The sequence below is a fragment of the Aeromicrobium sp. Sec7.5 genome (genome assembly GCF_036867135.1).
Lineage (GTDB): Bacteria > Actinomycetota > Actinomycetes > Propionibacteriales > Nocardioidaceae > Aeromicrobium.
Window position 1 is genome coordinate 127958 of sequence record NZ_JBAJIJ010000002.1, and the last position, 26079, is coordinate 154036.

22 protein-coding genes and 1 pseudogene are annotated in these 26079 nt (G+C 71.1%); 2 read left to right on the forward strand and 21 right to left on the reverse strand.

From position 1 onward, the window contains the following. Nucleotides 1-3: 3 nt before the first annotated feature. From nuoN to V6S66_RS13980, 14 genes are all read right to left on the reverse strand, one after another. Nucleotides 4-1512: an NADH-quinone oxidoreductase subunit NuoN gene (nuoN, locus tag V6S66_RS13915; protein WP_334207394.1), complete on the reverse strand. Its 1509-nt coding sequence runs from the start codon at nucleotides 1510-1512 to the stop codon at nucleotides 4-6. Further along, nucleotides 1509-2987: an NADH-quinone oxidoreductase subunit M gene (locus V6S66_RS13920; protein WP_334207395.1), complete on the reverse strand. Its 1479-nt coding sequence runs from the start codon at nucleotides 2985-2987 to the stop codon at nucleotides 1509-1511. The genes nuoN and V6S66_RS13920 overlap by 4 nt, the downstream gene beginning before the upstream one ends. Continuing rightward, on the reverse strand, nucleotides 2984-4903 hold the full coding sequence (gene nuoL / locus V6S66_RS13925) for an NADH-quinone oxidoreductase subunit L (RefSeq protein WP_334207396.1): 1920 nt from the start codon (nucleotides 4901-4903) through the stop codon (nucleotides 2984-2986). Before nuoL ends, V6S66_RS13920 begins: the two co-directional genes overlap by 4 nt. Then, a complete protein-coding gene (nuoK, locus tag V6S66_RS13930; protein WP_334207833.1) occupies nucleotides 4900-5169 on the reverse strand; it encodes an NADH-quinone oxidoreductase subunit NuoK in 270 nt (89 codons plus the stop codon). The genes nuoL and nuoK overlap by 4 nt, the downstream gene beginning before the upstream one ends. A gap of 20 nt (nucleotides 5170-5189) precedes the next feature. Then, complete coding sequence (locus V6S66_RS13935; protein ID WP_334207397.1) at nucleotides 5190-6002, reverse strand: NADH-quinone oxidoreductase subunit J; 813 nt, start codon at nucleotides 6000-6002, stop codon at nucleotides 5190-5192. Between the two features lie 130 nt (nucleotides 6003-6132). Then, the gene (nuoI, locus tag V6S66_RS13940) at nucleotides 6133-6693 is read right to left on the reverse strand and encodes an NADH-quinone oxidoreductase subunit NuoI (RefSeq protein ID WP_334207398.1); all 561 of its coding nucleotides are present in this window, start codon (nucleotides 6691-6693) and stop codon (nucleotides 6133-6135) included. A gap of 79 nt (nucleotides 6694-6772) precedes the next feature. Then, on the reverse strand, nucleotides 6773-7999 hold the full coding sequence (gene nuoH, locus V6S66_RS13945) for an NADH-quinone oxidoreductase subunit NuoH (protein ID WP_334207399.1): 1227 nt from the start codon (nucleotides 7997-7999) through the stop codon (nucleotides 6773-6775). A gap of 186 nt (nucleotides 8000-8185) precedes the next feature. Beyond that, the gene (locus V6S66_RS13950; protein WP_334207400.1) at nucleotides 8186-10594 is read right to left on the reverse strand and encodes an NADH-quinone oxidoreductase subunit G; all 2409 of its coding nucleotides are present in this window, start codon (nucleotides 10592-10594) and stop codon (nucleotides 8186-8188) included. Further along, a complete protein-coding gene (gene nuoF / locus V6S66_RS13955) occupies nucleotides 10591-11916 on the reverse strand; it encodes an NADH-quinone oxidoreductase subunit NuoF (protein WP_334207401.1) in 1326 nt (441 codons plus the stop codon). The genes V6S66_RS13950 and nuoF overlap by 4 nt, the downstream gene beginning before the upstream one ends. Next, nucleotides 11913-12635, reverse strand: a complete 723-nt coding sequence (nuoE, locus tag V6S66_RS13960; RefSeq protein ID WP_442885929.1) for an NADH-quinone oxidoreductase subunit NuoE — start codon at nucleotides 12633-12635, stop codon at nucleotides 11913-11915. Before nuoE ends, nuoF begins: the two co-directional genes overlap by 4 nt. Nucleotides 12636-12676: 41 nt before the next feature. After that, on the reverse strand, nucleotides 12677-14011 hold the full coding sequence (locus tag V6S66_RS13965) for an NADH-quinone oxidoreductase subunit D (protein WP_334207403.1): 1335 nt from the start codon (nucleotides 14009-14011) through the stop codon (nucleotides 12677-12679). Between the two features lie 151 nt (nucleotides 14012-14162). Then, nucleotides 14163-14861 carry an NADH-quinone oxidoreductase subunit C gene (locus tag V6S66_RS13970; protein WP_334207404.1) on the reverse strand — a complete coding sequence of 233 codons (699 nt, stop codon included), beginning with the start codon at nucleotides 14859-14861 and terminating at the stop codon, nucleotides 14163-14165. Then, the gene (locus V6S66_RS13975; protein WP_290583303.1) at nucleotides 14858-15412 is read right to left on the reverse strand and encodes a NuoB/complex I 20 kDa subunit family protein; all 555 of its coding nucleotides are present in this window, start codon (nucleotides 15410-15412) and stop codon (nucleotides 14858-14860) included. Before V6S66_RS13975 ends, V6S66_RS13970 begins: the two co-directional genes overlap by 4 nt. After that, nucleotides 15412-15771 carry an NADH-quinone oxidoreductase subunit A gene (locus V6S66_RS13980; protein ID WP_334207405.1) on the reverse strand — a complete coding sequence of 120 codons (360 nt, stop codon included), beginning with the start codon at nucleotides 15769-15771 and terminating at the stop codon, nucleotides 15412-15414. Before V6S66_RS13980 ends, V6S66_RS13975 begins: the two co-directional genes overlap by 1 nt. 164 nt (nucleotides 15772-15935) lie before the next feature. Between V6S66_RS13980 and V6S66_RS13985 the strand changes: the two genes are divergently transcribed. Further along, nucleotides 15936-16472, forward strand: coding sequence for an AAA family ATPase (locus V6S66_RS13985; RefSeq protein ID WP_334207406.1), 537 nt, complete (start codon nucleotides 15936-15938; stop codon nucleotides 16470-16472). Between the two features lie 73 nt (nucleotides 16473-16545). Here the strand turns inward: V6S66_RS13985 and V6S66_RS13990 are convergent, their stop codons facing one another. Further along, nucleotides 16546-17241 (reverse strand): demethylmenaquinone methyltransferase, encoded by a 696-nt coding sequence (locus tag V6S66_RS13990; protein WP_334207407.1) that lies wholly within the window; start codon nucleotides 17239-17241, stop codon nucleotides 16546-16548. Nucleotides 17242-17274: 33 nt separating this feature from the next. On the opposite strand from V6S66_RS13990, the gene V6S66_RS13995 reads away from it, so the two are divergent. Beyond that, nucleotides 17275-18531 carry an isochorismate synthase gene (locus tag V6S66_RS13995; RefSeq protein WP_334207408.1) on the forward strand — a complete coding sequence of 419 codons (1257 nt, stop codon included), beginning with the start codon at nucleotides 17275-17277 and terminating at the stop codon, nucleotides 18529-18531. A 150-nt stretch (nucleotides 18532-18681) separates the two neighbouring features. Here V6S66_RS13995 and V6S66_RS14000 read toward each other — a convergent pair whose 3' ends face one another. The 6 genes and pseudogenes from V6S66_RS14000 to V6S66_RS14025 form a co-directional block, all read right to left on the reverse strand. Then, nucleotides 18682-19440: an SGNH/GDSL hydrolase family protein gene (locus tag V6S66_RS14000; RefSeq protein ID WP_334207409.1), complete on the reverse strand. Its 759-nt coding sequence runs from the start codon at nucleotides 19438-19440 to the stop codon at nucleotides 18682-18684. Between the two features lie 254 nt (nucleotides 19441-19694). Next, nucleotides 19695-20249, reverse strand: a pseudogene (locus V6S66_RS14005) (SGNH/GDSL hydrolase family protein); the annotation flags it as partial. Between the two features lie 122 nt (nucleotides 20250-20371). Continuing rightward, a complete protein-coding gene (locus V6S66_RS14010; protein ID WP_334207410.1) occupies nucleotides 20372-21934 on the reverse strand; it encodes an aldehyde dehydrogenase family protein in 1563 nt (520 codons plus the stop codon). Continuing rightward, nucleotides 21931-23508 (reverse strand): GMC family oxidoreductase, encoded by a 1578-nt coding sequence (locus V6S66_RS14015; RefSeq protein ID WP_334207411.1) that lies wholly within the window; start codon nucleotides 23506-23508, stop codon nucleotides 21931-21933. The genes V6S66_RS14010 and V6S66_RS14015 overlap by 4 nt, the downstream gene beginning before the upstream one ends. 44 nt (nucleotides 23509-23552) lie before the next feature. Beyond that, nucleotides 23553-25094, reverse strand: a complete 1542-nt coding sequence (gene menD / locus V6S66_RS14020; protein WP_334207412.1) for a 2-succinyl-5-enolpyruvyl-6-hydroxy-3-cyclohexene-1-carboxylate synthase — start codon at nucleotides 25092-25094, stop codon at nucleotides 23553-23555. Next, nucleotides 25091-26053, reverse strand: coding sequence for an o-succinylbenzoate synthase (locus V6S66_RS14025; RefSeq protein ID WP_334207413.1), 963 nt, complete (start codon nucleotides 26051-26053; stop codon nucleotides 25091-25093). The genes menD and V6S66_RS14025 overlap by 4 nt, the downstream gene beginning before the upstream one ends. Nucleotides 26054-26079 lie beyond the last annotated feature (26 nt).

The following is a 26079-nucleotide window of genomic DNA, read 5'->3' on the forward strand; positions in this document are numbered from 1 at the left end:
TCCTCAGGGGATGAGGGAACCGGTCTGCTGCACCAACTCAAGCACAGGGCCAGGAGCGATGCCGAGGATCACCGTACCGACGGCGGCCAGCACGACGACACCCGTGGTGACCACGGCCCCCGACGCGACCGCCACGCCGTCGGGTTCGGCGAAGAACATCAGGGTGATCATGCGGACGTAGAAGAAGGCGGCGACGGCGCTGACGAGGACGCCCACGACGACCACGGCGCCGTATCCGGCAGCACCCGCCTCGATGAAGACCGACAGCTTGCCGACGAAGCCGCCGGTCAGCGGGATGCCCGCGAACGACAGCATGAACACCGCGAAGCTGACGCCCAGCACGGGGTTCTCCCGGCCGAGGCCCGCCCAGCGCGACGAGGCCGTGGCCTCGCCCCCGGCGTCGCGCACCAGCATGACCACGGCGAACGCACCGATCGACGCCAGGCCGTAGGTGGCCAGGTAGAACAGCACCGCCGCGGCGTCGCTCCCGCCCAGCACACCGGTCAGCAGGAAGCCGGCATGCGCGACGGACGAGTAGGCCAGCATCCGCTTGACGTCCGTCTGGGCGATCGCCAGCAGCGAGCCGACCACCATCGTGACGACCGCGACGACGGCGATCATCGGCTGCCACTCCGTGTCGGTCGCCGCGAACAGCACCCGCATCAGGGCGACGAACGCGGCCGCCTTGGTGCCGGCCGCCATGAAGGCGGTGACCGGCGTGGGGGCGCCGACGTAGACGTCGGGGGTCCAGGTGTGGAACGGGACGGCACCGACCTTGAAGAGCAGGCCTACGGCCATCAGGCCGACCGCCGCGATGCGCAGCTCGTCCTCGCCGTGGGTCTCGCCCAGCGCGCCGATCGCGAACGAGCCGGAGTAGCCGTACGCCAGCGCGATGCCGTACAGGAAGAAGGCCGAGCTGAACGCCCCGAGCACGAAGTACTTGAGCGCGGCCTCCTGGCTCAGCAGGCGGCGGCGACGCGCGATGCCACAGAGCAGGTAGAGCGGCAGGCTCAGCACCTCGAGCGCCACGAACATGGTCAGGAGGTCCGCGCTCGCTGCGAACAGCATCATGCCGAGCAGCGCGAACATCGCGAGCGGGAAGATCTCGGTGTGCTCGACGCGCAGGCGGAGCGCCTCGGCCTCGGACTCGGAACCGGGGCGGTCGGCCGCGCGGCCCGTGAACGCGCTGAGGCCCGCGTCGAGCTTCCGGTCCGCGAACAGGGCGATGCCCAGGACGGCGAAGACCGCGAGCATCATCCAGGTGATGACGGCGGCCTCGTCGGCCACGACCGTGCGGCCGGGCTCGTCGGTCACGCCCAGGTCGGCGCTCGTGTAGACCACGATGCTCGAGACCAGGGCCCCCACGGCAGCCAGGCCGGCGAGCGTCGTCTGCACGACGAACCGGGGTCCGCGGGGACAGAAGGCCTCGACCAGCACGCCGGACAGCGCCGCCGCGGCGACGATGAGCAGCGGCGTGAGCAGGGCGTAGTCGAGCTCCGGAGCCGGGATCACGGCAGACCTCCCAGGACGACGGCCACGGCCGGATTGACGAGGTCGAGCAGGGGCTGCGGGAACAGGCCCAGGCCGATGATGACGACCACGAGGGGCGCGAGCGCCGCGACCTCACGCGTGGTCAGGTCGGTCACGACCTTCGACTGCTCGGTGAGCGGTCCGGTCACGGTGCGCTGGTAGAGCACCAGCACGTAGACCGCCGCCAGGACGATGCCGAGCGTCGCGATCACCGCGAGCGGGACGTTGACCGTGAACGTGCCGGCGAGCACGAGGAACTCGCTCACGAACGGCGCCAGGCCCGGCAACGACAGGCTCGACAGACCGGCGATGAGCAGGATGCCCGACATGACCGGGGCGATCTTCTGCACGCCGCCGAAGGCGGAGATCTCCGCCGAGCCCCGTCGGCTGATCATGATGCCGGTGACGAGGAAGAGCGCCGCGGTCGAGAGGCCGTGGTTGAACATGTAGAGCACCGACCCCGTGGTCGAGGTCTGCGTGAAGGCGAAGATGCCCAGGATGATGAAGCCGAAGTGCGAGACCGAGGTGTACGCCACGAGCCGCCGGATGTCGGTCGAGCCGATCGCGGCCAGGGCGCCGTAGACGATGCTCACGACCGCCAGGGCCATGATCGTGGGCGAGGCCCAGTCGGCCGCCCCGGGGAACAGCTCCAGGCCCCAGCGGATCATGCCGAACGTGCCGACCTTGTCGATCACGCTGACCATCAGCACCGAGGTCGCCGGCGTGGCCGACGCGGCCGCCTCCGGCAGCCAGGTGTGGAACGGCCACAACGGTGCCTTGACCGCGAACGCCGCCATGAAGCCGAGGAACAGCAGCTTCTCGGTGTCCTCGGCGAACGGCAGGTTCGCGAGGTCGGCGAGGCGGTAGCTGGCCTCGCCCGCGTCGGACGAGACGACGTACAGGCCGACGATCGCGGCGAGCATCAGCAGCCCGCCGAGCAGGTTGTAGAGCAGGAACGTGGTCGCGGCCTTCTGCCGGCCCTGACCGCCGTAGCTGCCGATCAGGAAGTAGATCGGCACCAGGGTGGCCTCGAAGGCGACGTAGAACAGGAACGCGTCGGTCGCGGTGAAGACGAGGATCGCGAGGCCCTCGAGCACCAGCATCCAGGCGACGTACGAGTTGGCGCTGCGGTTGCCGGGCAGCTCGTCGCGGTACGCCGCGAGCAGCACGACGGGCGTCAGGACGACGGTCAGCAGCACGAGCGTCAGCCCGATGCCGTTGAGGCCCACGGAGTAGTAGGCGCCGAGGGGCTCGATCCAGGAGTGCTCCTGGACCATCTGGTAGCCACCACCGCCCACGTCGAACCGCGCGGCGATCACGAGCGCCACGACGAGCGCGACGAGGCTGACGCCGAGCGCGACGTGCCGGGCCATGAGCTGCTGCGAGCGCGAGGAGCGCGGCAGGAGGGTGACGAGGAGGGCACCGACGATCGGCACCAGGGCCAGGAGCGTGATCATCGCCAGATCACCACCAGCAGGCTCAGAGTGACGACCAGCGCACCGGCAAACACCCCGAGGGCATAGCTGCGGACGAAACCGTTCTGCCAGCTCCGCATCGCCGTGGCTCCCTCACCGATCAGCGTGACGAACCCGGTGATCGCCCGGTGCAGGCCGAACTGGTCGAACCAGGCGATGCCACGGGCCACCGTGACGGTGGGGCGGACCGCGACCCACTCGTTGATCGTGTCGCCGTAGAGGTCGGCGCGCGCCGCACGGGTGAGGAGCGAGACCTTCTCGGGTGTCTCGCCCGCGATCGGCTGGCGGCCGTACGTGAACCAGCCCAGCGCGACGCCGGCGGCCACGACCGCCGTGACCATGACCGAGACCGCGATCGGCGGCCACTCGGCCCCGAGGATCACCACGTGCTCGTGCTCGGTGTGGCCCACGACCGGCTCGAGCCAGTCGGTGATCCAGTCGCCCAGCACGAGGATGCCGCCGAGGACCGAGGCGGCCGCCAGCACGATCAGCGGGACGGTCATGACCCGCGGCGACTCGTGCGGGTGCACGTCGTCGCGCCAGCGCTTCTCCCCCGCGAACGTCATGGTCATGAGCCGGGTCATGTAGAACGCCGTGATGCCGGCGCCGAGCACGGTCGCCAGGCCGATCCAGACGTTGTGGGCCAGTGCCGCCTCGATGATCTTGTCCTTGCTGAAGAAGCCGGAGAACCCGGGGAAGCCGATGATCGCGAGGTAGCCGAGTCCGAACGTCGCGAACGTGACGGGCAGGGCCTTGCGGAGGGCGCCGTAGTGGCGCATGTTCACGTCGTCGCCCATCGCGTGCATGACCGAGCCCGCGCCGAGGAACATGTTGGCCTTGAAGAAGCCATGGGTCACGAGGTGGAAGATCGCGAACGCGTAGCCGGCCGGGCCGAGGCCGGCGGCCAGCATCATGTAGCCGATCTGGCTCATCGTCGAGCCCGCGAGCGCCTTCTTGATGTCGTCCTTCGCGCAACCGATGATCGCGCCGACGATCAGCGTCACGAGGCCCACGACCACGACCGCGGTGCGTGCCGCCTCCGAGGCGTCGAAGATCGCGTTGCTGCGCACAATCAGGTAGACGCCGGCGGTCACCATCGTGGCCGCGTGGATGAGGGCCGAGACCGGGGTCGGGCCCTCCATCGCGTCGAGCAGCCAGCTCTGCAGCGGCACCTGGGCGGACTTGCCGCACGCGCCGAGGAGCAGCAGCAGGCCGAGCGCCGTGATGGTGGTGGCCGCGGTGCCGGCGACCGAGTCACCGACCGCGGCGATCTCGGTCGTGCCGAACTCCTTGAACATCAGCATGATCGCCAGCGCCATGCCGACGTCGCCCACGCGGTTCACGACGAACGCCTTCTTCGCGGCGGCCGCAGCCGACGGCTTGTGCTGCCAGAACCCGATCAGCAGGTACGAGGCCAGGCCGACGCCCTCCCAGCCGAGGAACAGCACGAGGTAGTCGCCCGCGAGCACCAGCACCAGCATCGCCGCGATGAAGAGGTTGAGGAACGCGAAGAACCGTCGCCGGCGCTCGTCGTGCTCCATGTACCCGATCGAGTAGACGTGGATCAGCGTGCCGACGCCGGTGATGAGCAGCACGAAGAGCGCGGCGAGCGGGTCGTAGACGAACGACATCTCGACGTGGAAGTCGCCCGTGGAGATCCACGTGAACAGCGAGTCGGTGACGGTGCGGTCGTCGGAGTCGCGCGCGAGCAGGCGGATGAACAGCACCAGGCCCCACACGAAGGACGCCGCCGACGCAGCGGTGGCGATGAGGTGCCCGTACTTGTCGCTCGTGGGGGTACCTCCCTGCACGAGCTTGCGAGTGCTTGGGGGATTGCCCCACGTCAGCAGGAGCGCCGCGCCCAGGGCCGGGAACGCGACGAGCAGCCAGACCATCATCCGCGGACCTGCCTGACCTCGTCGACGCTGATCGATCCCCGGGACCGGTGGATCGCGATGATGATCGCCAGGCCCACGACGACCTCGGCCGCTGCCACCACCATGACGAGGAAGGCGGCGAGCTGGCCGTCGAGGTTGCCGTGCTCGCGGGCGAAGGCCACGAAGGCGAGGTTGGTGGCGTTGAGCATGAGCTCGACGCACATGAAGACGATCAGGGCGTTGCGGCGCACGAGGACACCGACGGCGCCGATCGTGAACAGGATCATCGACAGGCTCAGGAGGTCGCTCACGAGTGGTCCTCCCCGTCGGTCTTGCCATCGCCGGTCCCTGAGGTGCGAGCTTGCGAGCCTCGAAGGGCCTCGCCGTTGCCGTCACCCAGCCCGGGGCCCGTGACCGGAGGCCGGATGACCTGGCCGCGCCGCACGAGCGCACCCGGGACCGAGGACTCCAGCGGCGTGCCGTCGGGCAGCAGGGCCGGCGCGTCGACCGCGTTGTGGCGGGCGTAGACGCCCGGGGTGGGGGCGTTGCCGGGATGCTTGCCGTCAGTGCCGAAGTCACGGATTCGCTGCGCCGCGAGCTCGGCCTGGCTGGGCTGCGGCGTCAACCGCTCCTGGTGCGCCAGCACCATCGCGCCCAGCACAGCCGTCACGAGCAGGGCCGCGGTGAACTGGAAGGCCAGCACGTAGGGCCCGAACATCAGCGCCGCCAGGCCCTCGACGTTCTCGTCCTCGACCGCGGCGACCGGCATCGAGAAGCCGTTCGCGACGACCTGGCCGATGCCGACCACCAGCATCGCGCCGAAGCCGAGACCCACGAGGGCTGCCGCGCCGCGGTGTCCGGGGAGTGGCTCGGTGACCGCCTGGGGGCCGGACTCGACGCCCACGAGCATCACGACGAACAGGAACAGCATCATGATCGCGCCGGTGTAGACGATGATCTGCACCGCGAACAGGAACGGCGCCCCGTTCGCGGCGTAGAGGACGGCGAGTCCGATCATCACGACGGCCAGCGACAGGGCGGCGTGCACGGCCTTGCGCGCGAACAGCAGACCGAGCGCGGCGATCACGACGATCGGCGCCACGACCCCGAACGCCGTCACCGGACGCCCTCCGAATGCACGACGGCAGCCCCAGCCACCCGCGCCGACCACGGGCCGAGCGAAGCGAGGCGGGCGCCCGGGCGAAGCCCGGCCGCGACGAAGTCGCGGGAGCGAGCGAAGCGAGCGCGCCTCATTCGCCCGCCTCCACGATCGGGAGCTGCTGGCCGCGGTAGTAGTCCTTGTGGTCGTCGCTGATCAGCATCTCGTGCGGCGGCTCGGTCATGCCGGGCAGCAGGGGCGCGAGCAGGTCGGACTTCTCGTAGATCAGCGCCTCGCGGTTGTCGTCGGCCAGCTCGTACTCGTTGGTCATCGTGAGCGCGCGGGTCGGGCAGGCCTCGATGCAGAGCCCGCACAGGATGCAGCGCAGGTAGTTGATCTGGTAGACGCGGCCGTACCGCTCGCCCGGGCTGAACCGGCCGGAGGCGTCCGGGCTGCCGTCGGGCAGGACGTCGACGTTCGACGCGCCCTCGACGTAGATCGCGTCGGCCGGGCAGGCCCAGGCGCACAGCTCGCAGCCGATGCACTTCTCGAGCCCGTCGGGCCACCGGTTGAGCTGGTGACGTCCGTGGAAACGCGGGGCCGTCGGAACCTTCTCGAAGGGGTACTGCTCCGTGACGACCTTCTTGAACATCGTCCGGAACGTGACGCCGAACCCGGCGACCGGGTCCCACAGGTTGCCCTTGATGCTCATCGTGCCTCCTCCCAGGAAAAGCGACGGTAGGTCGGAGCCACGATGACAAGACCTCGATGGTTCGCTCGCTGCCGCTCGCTCATCGGGCACTCTCCTTCTCGGAGTCGTCGAAGGGCAGGGGCACGGGGTAGCCCTCGTGGGCCGATCCGGTGGCCTGCTCGGGGCGCTCGGGCGTGGGCTTCTCGCGACGCAGGGCGATGACCGCGATCAGCAGCAGCGCCGCGACGACACCCGCCCAGTTCACGACCGCCTCGTCGATCGAGCCCTCGTTCTGCAGCTTGCGGAGCACGATGACCACGAAGATCCAGCCCAGCGAGACCGGGATCAGGATCTTCCACCCGAACGCCATGAACTGGTCGTAGCGCATGCGCGGCAGGGTGCCGCGCAGCCAGATGAAGCCGAAGATGAAGAACAACGTCTTGCCGAGGAACCAGAGCACGGGCCAGTAGCCCTCGTTGGCGCCCTCCCAGACCTGGGCGATGCCGAACGGCGCCCGCCACCCGCCGAGGAACAGGGTCGTGGCCAGGGCGGAGACCGTGACCATGTTGATGTACTCGGCCAGGAAGAACAGCGCGAACTTCAGCGAGCTGTACTCGGTGTGGAAGCCACCGACGAGCTCACCCTCGGCCTCCGGCAGGTCGAACGGCGCGCGGTTGGTCTCGCCGACCATGGAGATCAGGTAGACCACGAACGACGGCAGCAGCGGCAGGAAGTACCAGAGGTCGGTCTGCGCCGCGACGATCTCGGAGGTCGACATCGAGCCGGCGTAGAGGAACACCGTGACGAAGCTGAGGCCCATCGCGACCTCGTAGCTGATGACCTGGGCGCTGGAGCGCAGGCCACCGAGCAGCGCGTAGGTCGAGCCGGACGACCAGCCCGCGAGCACGATGCCGTACACGCCGATCGACGTGACGGCCAGGACGTACAGCACCGCGACCGGCATGTCGGTGAGCTGCAGCGGCGTCACGGTGTCGGTGAACGGGATCCGGACCTCGGGACCGAACGGGATCACCGACCAGGCGAGGAAGGCCGGGATCGTCGCGAGGATCGGTGCCAGGACGTAGACGAACTTGTCGGCCGCCTTGACGACGATGTCTTCCTTGAGGGCCAGCTTCACCCCGTCGGCGAGGCTCTGCAGCAGGCCGAACGGACCGTGCACGTTGGGGCCGACGCGGTGCTGCATGCGGGCCACGACCCGACGCTCGAGCCAGATGTTGAACAGCGTGTAGACCACGAGGATCACGAAGATCAGCGTCGCCTTCAGCGCGACGACCCAGAACGGTTCCTGCCCGAAGATCTCACTCATGGGCGTTCACCCCAGTCCGGACGACCGCTGGTTGAGGTGCGAGGGCGCCCAGCGCCCGAGCCTCGAAACCTCGGTCGGCTGAGGTACCCCTTTCGAGGCTCCTCGTTCCGGGTCCTGAGGTGCGAGGAGCGCCAGCGACGAGCCTCGAAGGGCGTCGCACCTCAAGGGTCGGACGGTTGCCGCCGCTCATGCGTCATCTCCCGAGGTCGCGGTGGTGACGCTGCCGTGGCCGAGGCCGAGCTCGCGCAGGTTGACCCCGTTGTTGCCCGGCACCCAGACCACCCCGTCGGGCAGGTCGTCGACCACGGCCGGGAAGACGGCCGAGCCGCCGAGCCGGACCGTGCCGCCGTCGGTGACGCCGACTGACGACCACGTCGCCGCGCTCGCGCGCGCCACGGCTGGCCGAGCGGTCGCGGAGTACTCGGCCTGTCCGTCCTGGCCTCGACCGTCGTCGATCAGCTGACGCCACGCCGACACCACGACGTGCCCGGCGGGCGGACGGGTCTCGGCGGTCGGCGCGGCCGACGGCCCACCGGCCCGGGTGCCGTCCCAGTGGCCGACCGAGTCGTGGTCGGCCAGGGCGTCGGCGGTCGTGCGGAACCCGATCGGTCGCTCCATCTCCTCGGCGATGCCGGCGAGAACGCGGGTGTCGGTGACGGAACCGGGCTCGTGCAGCGCGGTGTCGAACGGTCGGCGGCGACCCTCCCAGGTCACGAAGGTGCCGGACTTCTCGACCGGCGGGGCCACCGGGAGCACGACGTCGGCGAGCTCGGTGACCTCGCTGCGCCGGACCTCGAGACTGATGACCACCTGGGCCGCCGCGAGCGCCGCGCGGGCTCGCGCCGGGTCGGGCAGGTCGGCGACCTCGACGCCGCCGACCACGAGACCCAGCAGGGCGTGGTCGGCCGCGTCGTCGACGATGCTCACGACGTCGCGGCCGCGGATGCCGGGGATGACCGCCACGCCCCAGGCAGCGGCGAGGTCGGCTCGGGCCTCGGCCACGGCGACGGGTCGGGCGCCAGGGAGCAGGTTGGGCAGCAGTCCGGCCTCCACGGCGGCCCGGTCACCCGCGCGCCGCGGGACCCAGGCGAGCCGGGCGCCCTCGAGCGCGGCCAGGGCCGACAGCAGTCCGGGGACCAGAGCCGCGCGTTCGCCGACCAGGACGACGTCACCCGATCCGAGATCGAGTCCGGCGAGCGAGGCCACCTCCTGCCCGGGCACGGTGGGGACCAGGGTCGCGGCGAGCTTCTCGCTGCCGCGGCTGCGGTGGCTGGCGATCGTGACGACCTGGGGGCCGCCGGCCAGCACCGCCTTGCGGAGGCGCAGGAAGATCGTGGCGGCCTCGTCCTCGGGCTCGAGCGCCACGAGCACGACTCGACGGGCTCGGGCGAGCTCGGCGTAGCTGACTCCCAGCCCGGAGCCGGCCACCTGGGCCGCCAGGAAGTCGGCTTCCTCGGGTCCGACGGCGCGGGAGCGGAAGTCGACGTCGTTGGTGCCCAGCGCGACCCGCGCGAAGGCCGACCACCCGTGGGCGTCCTCGAGCGTCAGGCGGCCACCGGGCAGCACGCCGACCGATCCTCGCACCGACTCGAGGAGCCGACCCGCCACGGCGAGGGCGCCGGGCCACGACATCGGCTGCAGCTCACCGTGCTCGTCGCGGACCAGCGGGGTGCGCAGGCGGTCGTCCTGCCGCGTCGAGGTGAACGCGAAACGGTCCTTGTCGCTGATCCACTCCTCGTTGACCTCCGGATCGTCGCCGGCCAGGCGGCGCATGACCGCGCCACGTCGGTGGTCGACGCGGATGGCGGCACCGCAGGCGTCGTGCTCGGCGACCGAGGGCACCGAGACGAGGTCGAACGGGCGGGAACGGAACCGGTAGTCGGCGCTCGTGAGCGCCCCGACGGGGCAGATCTGGATCGTGTTGCCGGAGAAGTAGGAGTGGAACGGTGCGCCCTCGGCGCCGTCGGACGACGGTCCGATGCCCACCTGCTGCTGGGCGCCACGCTCGACCAGCGCGATGAACGGGTCACCAGCCACCTGGTCGGAGAAGCGCGTGCACCGCGCGCACAGCACGCAACGCTCACGGTCGAGCAGCACCTGGGCCGAGACCGGCACGGGCTTGGCGAAGGTGCGCTTCGTCTCGTGGAACCGGGACTCGCCCCGGCCGTGGGTCATGGCCTGGTTCTGCAGCGGGCACTCGCCGCCCTTGTCGCAGACGGGGCAGTCGAGCGGGTGGTTGACCAGCAGGAACTCCATGTTTCCGCGCTGCGCCGTCGCAGCGACCTCCGACGTGAGGTGCGTGCGCACGACCATGCCGGGCGCCGCCTCGATCGTGCACGAGGCCTGCGGCTTCGGGAAGCCTCGACCGTTGCCCGCGTCGGGGATGTCGACGAGGCACTGGCGGCACGCGCCGACGGGCTCGAGCAGCGGGTGGTCGCAGAAGCGCGGGATCTCGATGCCGACGACCTCGGCCGCGCGGATCACGAGGGTGCCCTTCGGGACGCTGACGCTGACGTCGTCGATCGTGAGCGTCACGAGCTCGACCGGCGCCTGGGTGTCCCCCGCTCCTGATGTGCTCTGGGCTTCGAGGGTCATGACGTCAGCTCCGCAGCGAAGAGGGTCGAGGCGATCGGCGGGAAGAGCTCGCTCGACGGGGTGTGCATCCCGGCCTCGAACTCGTCACGGAAGTGCTGGATCGCCGAGGTGATGGGGCTCGTGGCACCGTCGCCGAGCGCGCAGAACGAGCGACCCAGGATGTTGCCGCACAGCTCCTGCAGCAGCTCGATGTCGCCCGTGCGCCCCTCACCGGAGTCGAGCCGGCGCAGCACCTGCACGAGCCACCACGTGCCCTCGCGGCACGGCGTGCACTTGCCGCACGACTCGTGCTTGTAGAACTCGGTCCAGCGCAGGACGCAGCGCACGACCGAGGTGGTCTGGTCGAAGACCTGCAGGGCCTTGGTGCCAAGCATCGAGCCGGCGGCGCCGACGCCCTCGTAGTCGAGCGGCACGTCGAGGTGCTCGGCCGTGAGGATCGGCGTGGAGGACCCGCCCGGGGTCCAGAACTTCAGCTCCGCGTCGGTGCCGTCAGGCTTGGCCCGCATGCCGCCACCGAGCTCGAGCAGCTCGCGCAGCGTGATGCCGAGCGGCGCCTCGTACTGACCGGGACGCTTCACGTGCCCCGAGAGCGAGTAGAGCGTGAACCCCTTGCTCTTCTCGGTGCCCATGGAGCCGAACCACGAGATGCCGTGCTCGACGATGGCCGGCACCGACGCGATCGACTCGACGTTGTTGATGACCGTGGGCGAGGCGTACAGACCCGCGACCGCCGGGAACGGCGGGCGGAGGCGGGGCTGACCGCGGCGCCCCTCGAGCGAGTCGAGGAGCGCGGTCTCCTCGCCGCAGATGTAGGCGCCGGCCCCCGCGTGGACGACGACATCGAGGTTCATGCCCGAGCCGCCGATGTCGGTACCGAGGTGGCCGGCCGCGTAGGCCTCGCGCACGGCCGCCCGCAGGCGCCGCACGACGTGCAGCACCTCCCCGCGGACGTAGATGAACGCCTGCTCCGCCTGGATGGCCCGCGACGCGATGATGACGCCCTCCACGAGCGTGTGCGGGCTCGCCATCATGAGCGGGATGTCCTTGCAGGTGCCCGGCTCCGACTCGTCGGCGTTGACCACGAGGTACGTGGGGTTGGGGTTGTCCTTCGGGATGAACGACCACTTCATGCCCGTCGGGAAGCCGGCGCCACCGCGGCCCCGCAGGCCGGACTCCTTGACGAGCTCAATCAGGTCGGCCGGGGTCATCGTGAGGGCCTTGGCGAGCGCGCCGTAGCCGCCGCGGTCGGTGTAGGCGTCGAGCGTCCACGCGCGGTCGTCGGCCCAGCCGGCGCTCAGCACGGGTGTCAGCGTGTCGGTCATGTCGCGCCACCTTCCACGTCGGCCTCGGACTCCTCGGCGACGGTCTCCGACTCAGCACGCGAGGTGTCGGCCTCGGCTGCCGCCTCAGTCTTGCTCTCGTCGGGACTGGCGGCGCCGGCCTCGCTGCTGGGGGCCGCCCAGCCGCGCTCGTTCGCGATCTCGAGGCCGGCGAGCGAGGCGCCGCTGGCGGCCGGGCCCTCGTCGACGCGACCGTCCTCGAAGCCGGCGAGCACGCGCTCGGCCTCGCGCCACGACGTGATCGTGGCGCCTCGCGGGGAGGCCACGTCCTCGCCCGCCCGCAGCCGGTCGACCAGGTCGACCGCGCTGCTCGGGTCCTGGTCGTCGAAGAACTCCCAGTTGACCATCACGACCGGAGCGAAGTCGCAGGCCGCGTTGCACTCGACCCGCTCGAGCGTGACCTGGCCGTCGGCCGTGGTCTCGTCGTGCCCCACCCCGAGGTGCTCGGACACGCGCTCGAAGATCGCGTCGCCGCCCATCACGGCGCACAGCGTGTTGGTGCAGACGCCGACGTGGTGCGTGCCCATCGGGCGACGCTTGTACATCGTGTAGAACGTCGCGACGCCCGACACCTCGGCCGCGCTCAGGCCCAGCAGCTCGGCGCACAGCTCGATGCCCTCGGTCGACACGTGGCCCTCGACCGACTGCACGAGGTGCAGCATCGGCAGCAGCGCCGACCGCGCCTGCGGATACCGCCCCATCAACCCACGGAGCTCGTCAATCGTCTCCTCGTCAAACGGGCTCAACGGTCAACACCGCCCATGACGGGGTCGATGCTGGCGACGGCCACGATGACGTCGGAGATCATGCTGCCCTCGCTCATGATCGAGGTGCCCTGCAGGTTGACGAAGGACGGGTCGCGGAAGTGCACGCGGTACGGCCGGGTGCCGCCGTCGGAGACCGCATGGCACCCGATCTCGCCGCGGGGCGACTCGATCGCGGTGTAGACCTGTCCGGGCGGCACCCGGAACCCCTCCGTCACGAGCTTGAAGTGGTGGATCAGCGCCTCCATCGACTCGCCCATGATGTGGGCGATGTGCTCGGCGGAGTTGCCCTGGCCGTCGGACCCGACGGAGAGCTGCGAGGGCCAGGCGATCTTGCGGTCGGCCACCATGACCGGGTCGCCCGTGTTGGCCTCCAGGCGCGTGAGGCACTGCTCCACGATGCGCAGCGACTCCCACATCTCGTCGAGGCGCACCCGGAAGCGGCCGTAGGCATCGGGCTCGTCCCACGTGACCACGTCGAAGTCGTACGTGTCGTAGCCCCAGTAGGGCTGCGTGCGCCGCAGGTCCCAGTCGTAGCCGGTCGCGCGGAGCACCGGGCCGGTGAGCCCGAGCGCGAGGCAGCCGGAGAGCTCGAGGTGGCCCACGCCCTTGAGGCGACGCTTGAAGATCGGGTTGGCGTTGCAGAGGGCCGCGTACTCCGGGAGCCGCTTGCGCAGCATGGCCACCGTGTCCCGCACCCGCTGCACGCCGTCCTCGGGCAGGTCGAGCGCAACGCCGCCCGGGCGGAAGTAGGCGTGGTTCATGCGTAGGCCGGTGATCGCCTCGAAGCAGTCGAGGATCAGCTCACGGTCGCGGAAGCCGCACGTCATGACCGTCAGGGCGCCGATCTCCATGCCACCCGTGGCGATGCAGACCAGGTGCGAGCTGATGCGATTCAGCTCCAGCATCAGGACTCGGATGTCTTGGGCGCGCTGGGGGATCTGGTCCTCGATCTGGAGGAGCCGCTCGACCGCCGCGACGTAGGCCGCCTCGTTCGAGAACGGGGCCACGTAGTCCATGCGGGTGCAGAACGTCACGCCCTGCGTCCAGGTGCGGTACTCCATGTTCTTCTCGATGCCCGTGTGCAGGTACCCGATGCCGGCCCGGGCGTCGGTGACGGACTCGCCGTCGATCTCGAGGACGAGGCGGAGCACGCCGTGCGTCGACGGGTGCTGCGGGCCCATGTTGACGACGATGTGATCGCCGTCGGCCAGGGACGGGTCGATCGTGTCCCAGTCCTGACCGGTGACGGTGAAGACCGGGCCGTCGGCCGAGTCGGTCGTGCCCGCGTACGGGTCGTTCGTGGTGGTCATGCGTGGGCTCCTTCGCACTGACCGAGGTTGCGAGGCTCGCGCGCCGGAGCGCACTCGCACCTCGACCACCGGTGGTTGAGGTGCGCCCTTCGAGGCTCGCTCGTTCCTCGCTCGCACCTCAGGGAGCGGTGATGGATGCCGACTGCACTCATCAGGAGTACCTCCGACGCTCGTCCGGGGCCGGGATCGTGGCGCCCTTGTACTCGACCGGGATGCCGCCGAGCGGGTAGTCCTTGCGCTGCGGGTGCCCCGGCCAGTCGTCGGGCATGAGGATGCGGGTCAGGCCCGGGTGGCCGTCGAAGACGATGCCGAACATGTCCCACGCCTCGCGCTCGTGCCAGTCGGCCGTGGGGTAGACGCCCGTGATGCTCGGCAGGTGCGGATCGGCGTCGGCGACCGAGACCTCGACACGGATGCGGCGGCGAAAGCTCATCGAGGTCAGGTGGATCACGACGTGCAGCTCGCGGCCCACCTCGCCGGGGTAGTGCACCGCCGACAACGACGAGCACAGCTCGAAGCGCAGCGTGGGGTCGTCGCGCAGGTGACGGGCCGTCTCGACGAGCAGCTCGCGGCGGACGTGGAACGTGATCTCGCCTCGGTCGACGACGACCTTCTCGATCGCGCCGGCCACCCCGTCCTCGAGGTGCTCGGCGACCTCGTCGAACCAGCCGCCGAACGGTGCGGTGCTCGGCGGCGGCATGAGGACCGGTCGGGTCAGGCCGCCGAAGCCGCTCGTGTCGCCCGTGCCCGTGACGCCGAAGGCGCCCTCACGGACCCCGATGACCTCCAGCTGCTGGGCGTCGCTGGGGACGACGGCCGTCTCGGGCGTCGTCTGGTCGTCCTGACTCACCGCAGCAGGCCCTTCTGCGCCAGGGTCGGGGTGGCGGACAGCGCGACGGTCTCGAGCTCGGTGATCTCGTTCTCGCGGTTCACGCCGAGCTTGGTGTGCTGGATCTTGTCGTGCAGCTTGAGCACGGCGTCGATCAGCATCTCGGGTCGCGGCGGGCAGCCCGGCAGGTACATGTCGACCGGCACGACGTGGTCGACGCCCTGCACGATCGCGTAGTTGTTGAACATGCCGCCCGAGCTCGCGCACACGCCCATCGCGAGCACATACTTCGGCTCGGCCATCTGGTCGTAGATCTGTCGCAGGACGGGGGCCATCTTGTTGCTGACGCGTCCGGCCACGATCATCAGGTCGGCCTGGCGCGGGCTGGGACGGAAGACCTCCATGCCGAAGCGCGAGGAGTCGAACCGGGGCGCACCGAACGTCATCATCTCGATCGCGCAGCACGCGAGGCCGAACGTGGCCGGCCAGAACGAGGCCTTGCGCATGTAGCCCGCGAGGCCCTCGACGGTCGACAGCAGGACTCCGCTGGGAAGCTTCTCCTCAAGACCCATCAGGTCCACTCCATTCCACCGCGACGCCACTCGTAGGCGTAGACGATCGTGAGGTTGACGAGGAACAGCAGCACCGCGAGGACCGCGAACCACGTCAGCTGGTCGAAGGCGACCGCGAAGGGGTACAGGAAGACGATCTCGATGTCGAAGACGATGAACATCATCGCGGTGAAGAAGTACTTGACGCTGACCTTGCCGCCGCCGTCGGGCAGGGGACTGGGCGAGATGCCGGACTCGTACCGGTCGAGCTTCGCGCGGTTGTACCGACGCGGGCCGGTGAAGGGGGCGATCGCGATGCTGAAGACGGCAAAGCCCGCCGCAAGAGCGCCCAGCACCAGGACCGGGGTGTAGGCGTCCATCGCACCTCCCGCAGGGCATTCGGTCGGATGAATGACGGGCTGTGAACCGGGTCACATCCGCGTCGCGGCACACGCTACGCCCGCCTGAGAGCCTTGTGTAACTTAGGTCACACTAAGAAGATCGGAGGCGTGGTCCGCCCCGGCGCCTGCGAGAGGATGGACCCGTGCCCGCCGCTCGTCGCATCCTCGTCGCGGGCCGACCCGGCGCTGGGAAGTCGACGCTCGCCCGGCAGGTCGCCGCCGCAGCCGATGTGCCGTACACCGAGCTCGACGCGCTGCACCACGGTCCGGACTGGACGCCGCGGCCGCAGTTCGACGACGACGTGCTGGCGCTCGCCACGTCCGAGGCCTGGGTCACGGAGTGGCAGTACCCGCAGGCTCGTCCCGTGCTGGCGGCCCACGCGGACCTGCTGGTGTGGCTCGACCTGCCGGTGCGGGTCACGATGACGCGACTGACCCGGCGCACCGTGGGCCGGGTGCGGAACCGCACCGAGCTCTGGGCCGGCAACGTCGAGCCGCCCCTGCGCACGGTCTTCACCGAGCCGAACCACATCGTCCGCTGGGCCTGGCGCACGCGCCACGACTACCGCACGCTCGTGCCCGAGGCACGCGCCGCCCACCCCGACCTGGCCCTGGTCCACCTCAGGAGCCAGGCCGACACCGAGGCGTACCTCCAGGCGCTCCGCGCCCAAGCCCCCTAGGTACCGCTCGCGAGAGAGTTTGTTGGTGCCGACGAGAGACTTTGTTGGTGGCCAGGAGAGACTTTGTTGCGACTCAGCCGGGCTTGACCGAGTGGTGCAGCGCCACGATGCCGCCGGAGAGGTTGTGCCACTCGACCCGCCCCCAGCCCGCCTCGACGAACCGCAGCGCGAGGCCCTTCTGGTCGGGCCAGGCGCGGATCGACTCGGCGAGGTAGACGTACGAGTCGGGGTTCGACGACACCGCACGCGCCACCGGCGGCAGCGTCCGCATCAGGTAGTTGACGTAGAGGCCACGGAACGGTGCCCAGGTCGGCGTGCTGAACTCGCACACCACGACGCGCCCGCCGGGGCGGGTGACGCGCAGCAGCTCGCGCAGGCCCTCGACCGGGTCGTGGATGTTGCGCAGGCCGAACGAGATCGTGACGGCGTCGAAGGAGTCGTCGGCGAAGGGCAGGCGCATCCCGTCGCCAGCCGTGAACGGCAGGTCGGGAAACTGCTGCTTGCCCACGCGCAGCATGCCGAGCGAGAAGTCGCAGGGCACCACGAGCGCCCCGGCGGCCGCGAAGGGCTCGCTGGAGGTCCCGGTGCCGGCCGCGAGGTCGAGGATGCGCTCCCCCGGCTGCGGGTCGACGAGGTCGACGACGGCTCGGCGCCAGCGACGGTCCTGCCCGAGCGAGAGGACGTCGTTCGTGAGGTCGTAGCGATCCGCGACCTGGTCGAACATGCTCGCGACCGCGCGGGGGTCCTTGTCCAATCCGGCTCGACTCACCCGATCACTCTCCCACGGGTATCGTGGATCGTCGTGACCAACCCCGCCGGACCTGCCGCCTCGGACGCCCCCGTGCGTCTCCTGGTCCGCACCCGCGAGGTCGAGGTCGACGACCTGCTGGCCCTGGTCCCCTCGCACGACTTCCTCGCCTGGGTGCACGACGGCGACGGCCTCGTGGGGTGGGGACGCGCCGCCACGTACGACGTCACCGGCACCGACCGCTTCGCCGAGGCCTCCCGCTGGTGGGACACCGTGCGGCGCCAGGCCGTCGTGCGCGACGAGGTCGGCGCGCCCGGCTCGGGCCTCGTGGCGTTCGGCACGTTCGACTTCGCCGCCGACGGGGCCGGGCACCTCACCGTGCCCGAGGTCGTGGTGGGCCGGCGCGACGGACGCACCTGGGTCTCGACGATCGGCGCCGCCCTCACCCCGGTTCCCGACCTGCGACCCACCGACCGACCGGCGCCGCCCGGGCCGGTCACGTTCGACGACGGCGACGTCGAGGCGTGGACCGCCACCGTCGCCGCGGCCGTGCAGCGCATCGACGACGACGAGCTCGACAAGGTCGTGCTCGCGCGGGCCAGCCGAGCTCAGTTCGAGCACCCGCTGGACGTCCGGTGGCCGCTGGCCCGCCTCGCCCGCGACTACCCGGCCTGCTGGACGTTCCACGTCGACGGATTCTTCGGGTCGACGCCCGAGATGCTGGTGCGGCTCGACAGCGGCCTGGTGACCTCGCGCGTGCTCGCCGGCACGATCCGCCGCACCGGCGACGACGCGCACGACGCCGCCCTGGCGGGTTCGCTCGCCCGGTCGAGCAAGGACCTCGAGGAGCACGAGTACGCGGTGCGCTCGGTCGCCGACGCGCTGCACAGCCACTGCTCGGCGGTGCAGCGCTCGGAGTCGCCGTTCGTGCTGCACCTGCCCAACGTCATGCACCTCGCCACCGACGTCGCGGGCGTCGTGCCCGCCGGCACCTCGGTGCTGTCCGTGGTCGCCGACCTGCACCCGTCAGCCGCCGTCGGCGGTACCCCCACGGCCGACGCCATCGCGCTGATCGCGCAGATCGAGGGACTCGACCGCGGCCGCTACGCCGGTCCGGTCGGCTGGATCGACGGCAACGGCGACGGCGAGTGGGGCATCGGCCTGCGGTCGGCCGAGCTCGCGCCCGACGCCCGCTCGGCCCGGCTTTTCGCCGGCTGCGGCATCGTCGCCGGATCAGTTCCCGCCGACGAGCTCGCCGAGTCCGACGCCAAGCTCATCCCGGTCCGCGCCGCCCTCTCCCCCCGCGACTGAACGTTCCCCTCGCGAGGGGGCTTGGTGGTGCCGGCGAGAGCGTGGGCGCGTCGCGCCTCGAGGTCGTCCACCACGAAGCGCAACAAAGTCGCTCGTGACCACCAACAAAGTCGCTCCTGACCACCAACAAAGTCTCTCGCGAGCGGAACGTCAGGTGGGGGTGACGGGCGTGGGGAAGCGCGGGGCGAGGGTGTCGCCGGAGGACGTGCCGCGGAGGCGGCGGCCGATCCAGGGGCCGGCGTGCTCGCGGGCCCAGGCCACGTTGGCCGACCGGCGCTCGGCCGGTGACCGGGGCGGGGGCGGCGGCAGCACCGGCGGCTGGAGGTCGTGGTCGACGCCGAGCGCGTCGAGCACCGCGATCGCCATGCGCTCGTGGCCGGCCCGCGACATGTGCATGCGATCGATGTCCCAGTAGCGGTCGTCGCGGTACTCGCGCAGCCGCCAGAAGTCGACGAGGGTCGCCCCGTGCCGCTCGGCGACCTCCCGCACGAGCTCGTTGTAGATCGCGAACCGGCCCCGCAGGAACGCGAAGACCGGCGCCTCGCCCGGGTCGTAGGCCGTGAACATCACGACGTGCGCCCGCTCCGACAGCCGCGCCACCGCGGTGTCGTACTCCGCCACGAGGGCGTCGATGTCGATCCGCGGCCGCAGCACGTCGTTCGCACCGCCGTAGATCGAGACGAGGTCCGGCTCCAGCGCCAGCGCCGGGGCGACCTGCTCGGCCAGGATCGGCCGCAGCTTGCGACCTCGGATCGCCAAGTTCGCGTAGGTCAGTGCGGGATCGCGCTGCGCGAGGGCGGCGGCACATCGGTCGGCCCATCCGTGAACCCCGTTGGGTCGGCCGGGATCGGCGTCGCCGACGCCTTCGGTGAAGGAGTCTCCGAGGGCGACGTAACGGCGGAATCGCATGCCTGAAGGCTAGACGGCGACGTCGCACCCACGACCGGGGCACCGGACAGCACCGGCGGCGTCAGTGCCGGGTAGCGCGGCGCGAGGCCGTCGCCCAGCGAGCGCCCCCGCACACGGCGCAGGACCCACGGGACGGCGTGGCGCGCGAGCCACGCCAGGCGGTGACGGCGTCCGCGTGAGGCGGCGCGCAGCTCCGGCTCGACCGACGCGGTGGGCGCGAGTCCGATCGCCGCGCAGACCGCGCCGGCCACGACCGCGTGGCCGGATGCAGCCAGGTGGAGGCGGTCGTCGCCCCACAACCGGCGATCGCCCAGGTCGAGCACGTCCCAGAGGTCGACGACGGTGGCGTCGTGGCGGCGCGCGATGCGACGCACGAGCTCGTTGTAGATCGCGATGCGCCCACGGAACGGACGGAAGACCCACACGGGCTCGGGATCGCTGATCGTGAACAGCAGCACGCGGGCCCCGGTGGCGCGGACCGCGACCACGACGTCCTCGTAGGCCGCCATGAGCTCGTCCATGCGCACGCGTAGGCGCATCAGGTCGTTGACCCCGGCGAACAGGGCCACCAGGTCCGGGCGCAGCGCGAGCGCCGGACCGAGCTGCTCCGCCACGACCTGCTCGAGCCGCTTGCCGCGGATCGCGAGGTTGGCGTACTGCACGCCCGGCGTCGCGACCGACATCTGCTCGGCGACCCGGTCGGCCCAGCCGCGCACCCCGTTCGGGCGCTGCGGATCGGGGTCGCCCATCCCCTCGGTGAAGGAGTCGCCGAGGGCGACAAACCGCCGGTGGATGATCCGCCTCGTCACCCCTGCAGGCTACGGGGACCACGGCGGCCACCGGTCAGGCGGCCGGTGAACGACACGTGACCCGCCGGGCAACTCTCGCCCGGCGGGTCACGTGGGGTGCTGCTGACGGAGTCAGAGCTGGGTCAGCGCAGGGTCTTGCGGCCGCCGTACAGCAGGTTGATCAGCAGGGCGGCGTTCTTGTCGGTCGACTCGTCGCGCTGCATCGACGTGAGGTTGAGCAGCGGCTTGAAGCGCTGACGCGTGATCGCCTTGGCGTACGTGAACTCGCGCAGGCCATCGGGGCCGTGGATCCGGCCGAAGCCGGACTGGCCGACACCACCGAACGGCAGGGACGGGACCCCGGCGAACATCGCCACGGCGTTGATCGAGGTCATGCCCGACCGGACCCGCTCGGCGATCGAGACCGCGCGCCGCTTGCCGTAGACCGAGCCGGCGAGCCCGTACTCCGTGGCGTTGGTGAGCTGCACGGCCTCGTCCATGTCGTCGACCGGGTTGACGACGAGCGTCGGGCCGAAGGTCTCCTCCGTGACGGCCTGGGAGTCCTCCGGGACGTGGGTGATGATCGTGGGCTGCACGAAGCGCTCGCCGACCGCGTCGGAGCCACCCAGCACGACCCGGCCACCCTTGGCGATCGCGTCGTCGATGTGACGCTGGATGATCGGCAGCTGCGACGGCATCGTGATGGGGCCGATCAGCGAGTCGGGGGCGGCGTGTGCCGTGACCGCGCGGGCCTGCTCGAGCAGCTCGGCCATGAACGGCTCGAAGATCGCGCGGTGCACGTAGACCCGCTCGGCGCCGATGCACGTCTGACCGGCGTTGGACATGCTCGACCAGAGCGCACCCTCGGCGGCGGCGGCGATGTCGGCGTCCTCGTCGACGATGACGGAGTCCTTCCCGCCGGCCTCGATCACGACGGGCACGAGGTTCTCGGCGCACGCGGCCATGACGCGCTTGCCGGTGTTGGCCGAGCCCGTGAACGCGACCTTGTCGACGCCGGCGCGGCACAGCGCCGCACCTGTCTCGCCGTAGCCCGTGACGAGCTGCAGGACCGGGCGTCCGCCGACGACCTCGGTGAAGGTGTCGACGAGCCAGCGGCCCACGCCGGGCGTGTACTCACTGGGCTTGAAGACGACGCCGTTGCCCGCCGCGAGCGCGTAGGTGATCGAGCCGAGCGGCGTGAAGACCGGGTAGTTCCAGGGGCCGATCACGCCGACGACGCCGAGCGGGTTGTACCGCACCGACGACGCGTGGTTGATCGCGAAGACGCCCGACGACACCGACGAGGCGCCCAGGACCTTCTTGGCGTTCTTGGCCGCCCAGTTGACGTGGTCGATCGCGAGCCCGATCTCGAGCTGCGCGTCGCCGTGGGGCTTGCCCGTCTCGAGGTGCACGAGGTGCGAGAGCTGCGCGAGCCGGCGCGTGATGACACTGCGCCACTGCAGCAGGAACTCCTTGCGACCCTCGAAGCCGATGTCGCGCCACCAGATCGCGGCGAGGCGGGCCTTCTCGACGGCGGCCTCGACCTCCTCGGCGCTGTGGATCGCGTGCTCGCCGACGACGTCACCCGTGCGGGGGTCGAGCGACTCGAACGTGGGGCCCTCGCGGACCGGGAGGGACGACACGGGCGGCTCGCCGGCGCCGAACAGCGGACCGGACATCTCGGGGCCGGTAGGACTAACGCTCATGCAGACTCCTTGATGAGGTCGGCGGCCTTCTCGCCGATCATGATGGTGGGGGCGTTGGTGTTGCCGCGCGGGACGCGGGGCATGACGGAGGCGTCGGCGACGCGCAGGCCATCGACGCCCATGACCCGCAGGTCGGCGTCGACGACCTTGCCCAGCGAGCAGGTGCCCACCGGGTGGTACACGGTCTGGCCCAGGCGGGAGACCGTGGCGACGATCTCGTCGTCGGTGGGGTTCCAGCTGCTGGGCGTCCAGGGGCGGTCGACGTAGCGGGTCAAGGCCCCGGTGGAGGCGACCTCGAAGGCCTTGCGCATGCCCACGATGATGCGGTCCATGTCCGACGGCTCCGAGTAGTACGCGGGGTCGATCTCGGGGTGCCAGGTCGGATCGGCCGAGCGGAGCGTGATCTGGCCGACGCTCTCGACCCGCACGAGGGTGGGCGCGATGACCAGGCCGCGCTTGGTGACCTCGTGCAGGCCGTTGTCCCAGAAGCCCGTGGGCAGGACGTGCAGCTGCAGGTCGGGCGCCGGCTGGTCCTCGCTGGACTTGAAGAACGCCCCCGACTCGGCGACGTTCGAGCTCAGCGGACCGCGCCCCAGCTTCTGCGCCTTCAGGAGGTTCAGCAGGTTCAGGTTCTCGGACAGGTCGGACGTGTTCTTGGTGTCGAACAGCACCGCCGTGATCGGGTGGTCCTGCAGGTTGCGGCCCACCTCCGGGGAGTCGACCGCGACGTCGATCCCGTGCTCGCGCAGCTGCGCGCCCGGACCGATGCCCGAGAGCATCAGCAGCTGCGGGCTGTTGACGGCGCCGCCGGAGAGGACGATCTCGGCCTCGGCCCTGACCGTCTCGGTGACCCCGTGGCGCCGGTAGGTGACACCGGTGGCGCGCGTGCCGTCGAGCTCGATCTTGGTGACGAACGCCTCGGTGCGCACCGTCAGGTTCGGACGGTCCATCGCGGGCCGGATGAAGGCGTCGGCGACCGACCAGCGGCGGCCCTTGCGACACGTGACCTGGTAGAGCCCGGCACCCTCCTGCTCGGCGCCGTTGAAGTCGTCGGTGGGCTTGAAGCCGGAGGCGACCGCGGAGTCGACGAAGGCGTGCGTGAGCTCGTGGTTGTAGCGACGGTCCTCGACCCACAGCGGGCCGTCGGACCCGTGGTACTCGCCGCCGAGACGCTGATTGCCCTCGGAGCGCTTGAAGTAGGGCAGGACGTCGTCGTAGCCCCAGCCCTCTGCACCGTAGGCGTCACGCCACTCGTCGTAGTCGGCCCGGTTGCCGCGGATGTAGATCATGGCGTTCATCGACGTGCAGCCGCCGAGCGCCTTCATGCGCGGCCAGTCGGAGCGGCGTCCGGACAGCATCTTCTGCGGCGTGGTGCGGTACGCCCAGTCCCACTTGGTGCGGAACAGCGTCGAGAACCCGGCCGGCAGATGGATCATGTCGTCGTCGTCCATCGGCCCTGCCTCGAGCAGCAGCACGTTGACCTGGGGGTCCTCGCTCAGCCGGGCGGCGATGACGCCGCCCGCGCTTCCGGACCCGATGATGACGTAGTCGAAGACCTCAGCGTTGTGACCCACGCCACCACCGTACTCCCGGTCGGTTGACCGTGCCAGTGGCACTGTCAGAATGCGGCCCGGACCGCTGCCGCGACCGCCACGGAGTCGGCCCGGCGGGTCGTGCGGTCGAGCGGCACCTCGACCACGGATAGCCCCTCGGGTGCGGTCGCCAGCACCGCAGCGAGGTCGTCGACGTCGACCAGCCGGTGGCCCGCTCCGTACGCCCGGCAGAGGGCTGCGAGGTCGGCGCCCGTCGGGGTGCCGTAGATCCGCTCGAACGCGTCGGCGTACGTCGGAGCACCCTGCTCCAGCAGCGAGAAGATCGCTCCCCCGTCGTCCGACGCCACCACGACGCGCAGGTCGGGCCGAGGCTCTCGGGGGCCGATCAGGAGCCCGTTCGCGCCGTGGAGGAACGTGAGGTCGCCCATCACGACGGTGGTGGGTCGGCCCGTCGCGAGCGCGACACCGACGGCGGTGGAGACCGTGCCGTCGATCCCGGCGAGTCCGCGGTTGGCCACCACGACGTCCGGCCCCGGGCCGGGAGTCACCAAATCGAGGTCGCGGACGACGCTCGAGGAGCCGACGACCAGCACACCCCCCGCAGTCGCGCGCCACACCGCCTCGGCGAGCCGGTGCGCGGGCGGGGCCACCGCGTCGATCGCGGTGCGGGCGAGCTGGTCCGCCTCGCGCCACGCGTCGAACCAGTCGGTGTCGTCGGGCTCGTCGACGTCGATCCACGAGGCGAACCGGACGTTCGACCCCGCCGGACCGGGGAACGTGGAAGGACCCCCGACGTGGACCACGTCGAGATCGGCGCGCATCAGCAGGGCCGTCACGGACCGCGACAGCGTGGGGTGCCCGCAGGAGACGACCCGCTCGATCCGTGCGGTGAGCGGGTGCGAGGCCAGGAGCAGGTGGTACGCACCGAGGGCCCGGTCGTCACGCGCGCCCGAGCTCGGCTCCGCCAGGAGCGGCCATCCCCCGGCCTCGGCGATCTCGCGCGCTGTCGGGCCGGCACCGTCACCGGCGACGACGACGGTCCGCGGACCGGCGGTGAGGCGCTCCCCCGGTGCGGGCATGGGGTGCGGCGGAGCGAGCCGCTCCACACGGAAGTCCCACGCCACCTGCTCGACCAGGGGCTCGTCGAGCTCGAGGTTGAGGTGCACGGGTCCGCCGATCGGTGCGAGGTCGGCGACGGCCGAGACGAAGCGCACGCGCGGGAAGATCGCGCGCTGGTCGGTGGTCTGGCTCGCCCCGGTGCCCCGCATGCGCGCCGGCCGATCGGCCGTGACCGCGACGACCCGGGCGCCGGTGTGCCACGCCTCGAGCATCGCGGGATGCAGGTTGGCGACCGCGGTGCCCGACGTCGTGACGACCGGCACCGGCTGCCGCAGACTCTTCGACAGGCCCAGCGCGAGGAAGCCGGCCTCGCGCTCGTCGACCCTGACGTGCAGGCGGAGGAGCCCTTGCGAGTCGGCCGCGTGCAGGGCCAACGCCAGCGGCCCGGACCGCGAGCCGGGCGCCAGGACCGCCTCGCTGGCACCCAGGGCCAGGAGTCGCTCGACGAGGTGGCGGGCCGTCTCCACGGCGGTGGGGCGCGGGGTCACGCCGGACCGCCCGCGAGCGCCTCGACCCGCGCGAGCCGGTCGAGCCACCACGCCGTGCGCTCCTCGTCGGCGCGGACCCCCTCGAGGAGCTCGGGGTCGATCGGGGGACGACGCATCGCCAGCATCCCGTCGACCGGCGCCAGGACGTCGGCGACCACGTCGGCCTCGAGCAGCGCCTGGGTGCCGAGACCGCACGCGTACGGCAGCTCCGGCAGCGCCGCGGCGAGGGCGAGTCCGGCGGCGAGCCCCACGGAGGAGTCGACGGCGCTGGAGACCACGATCGGCAGTCCGATCTGCTCCGCGATCGTCAGGCAGGCGCGGACACCGCCCAGCGGGGCCACCTTCAGCACCGCGATGTCGGCGGCCTCGAGCTCGGCGACGCGGTACGGGTCGTCCGCCTTGCGGATCGACTCGTCGGCCGCGACCAGCACCCCCGTCTCGCGCCGGACGCGCGCGAGGTCCTCGACCCGCATGCAGGGCTGCTCGACGTACTCGAGCCCGACCTCGTCGTCGAGCGCCAGCACGGCGACGAACGCCTCGGTCGCACCCCAGCCGCCGTTCGCGTCGACGCGGATGCGCCCGTCCGGGCCCAGTGCCTCGCGCACCGCGGCCACCCGGGCGAGGTCGTCGGCGAGGTCCTGACCCTGCTCGGCGACCTTGACCTTCGCCGTGCGACATCCTGACGCCCGCACGATCTCGGCGGCGCGCTCCGGCGTGACGGCCGGCACGATGCAGTTGACCGGAACGTGGTCGCGCACCGGATCGGGCCACCCGAGCCGGGCTGCCTCGTGCGCCGCGGACCACCACGGGACGGCCTCCGCGTCGTCGTACTCGAGGAAGGGCGCGAACTCGCCCCAGCCCGACGGCCCCTCGAGCAGGACACCCTCGCGGTGCGTGATGCCGCGGAACCGGTCACGCAGCGGCAGCGAGAACACGATCGGCGTCACACGGGGGTCCACACTCAGGGAGCCTAGTCACCCGAGCG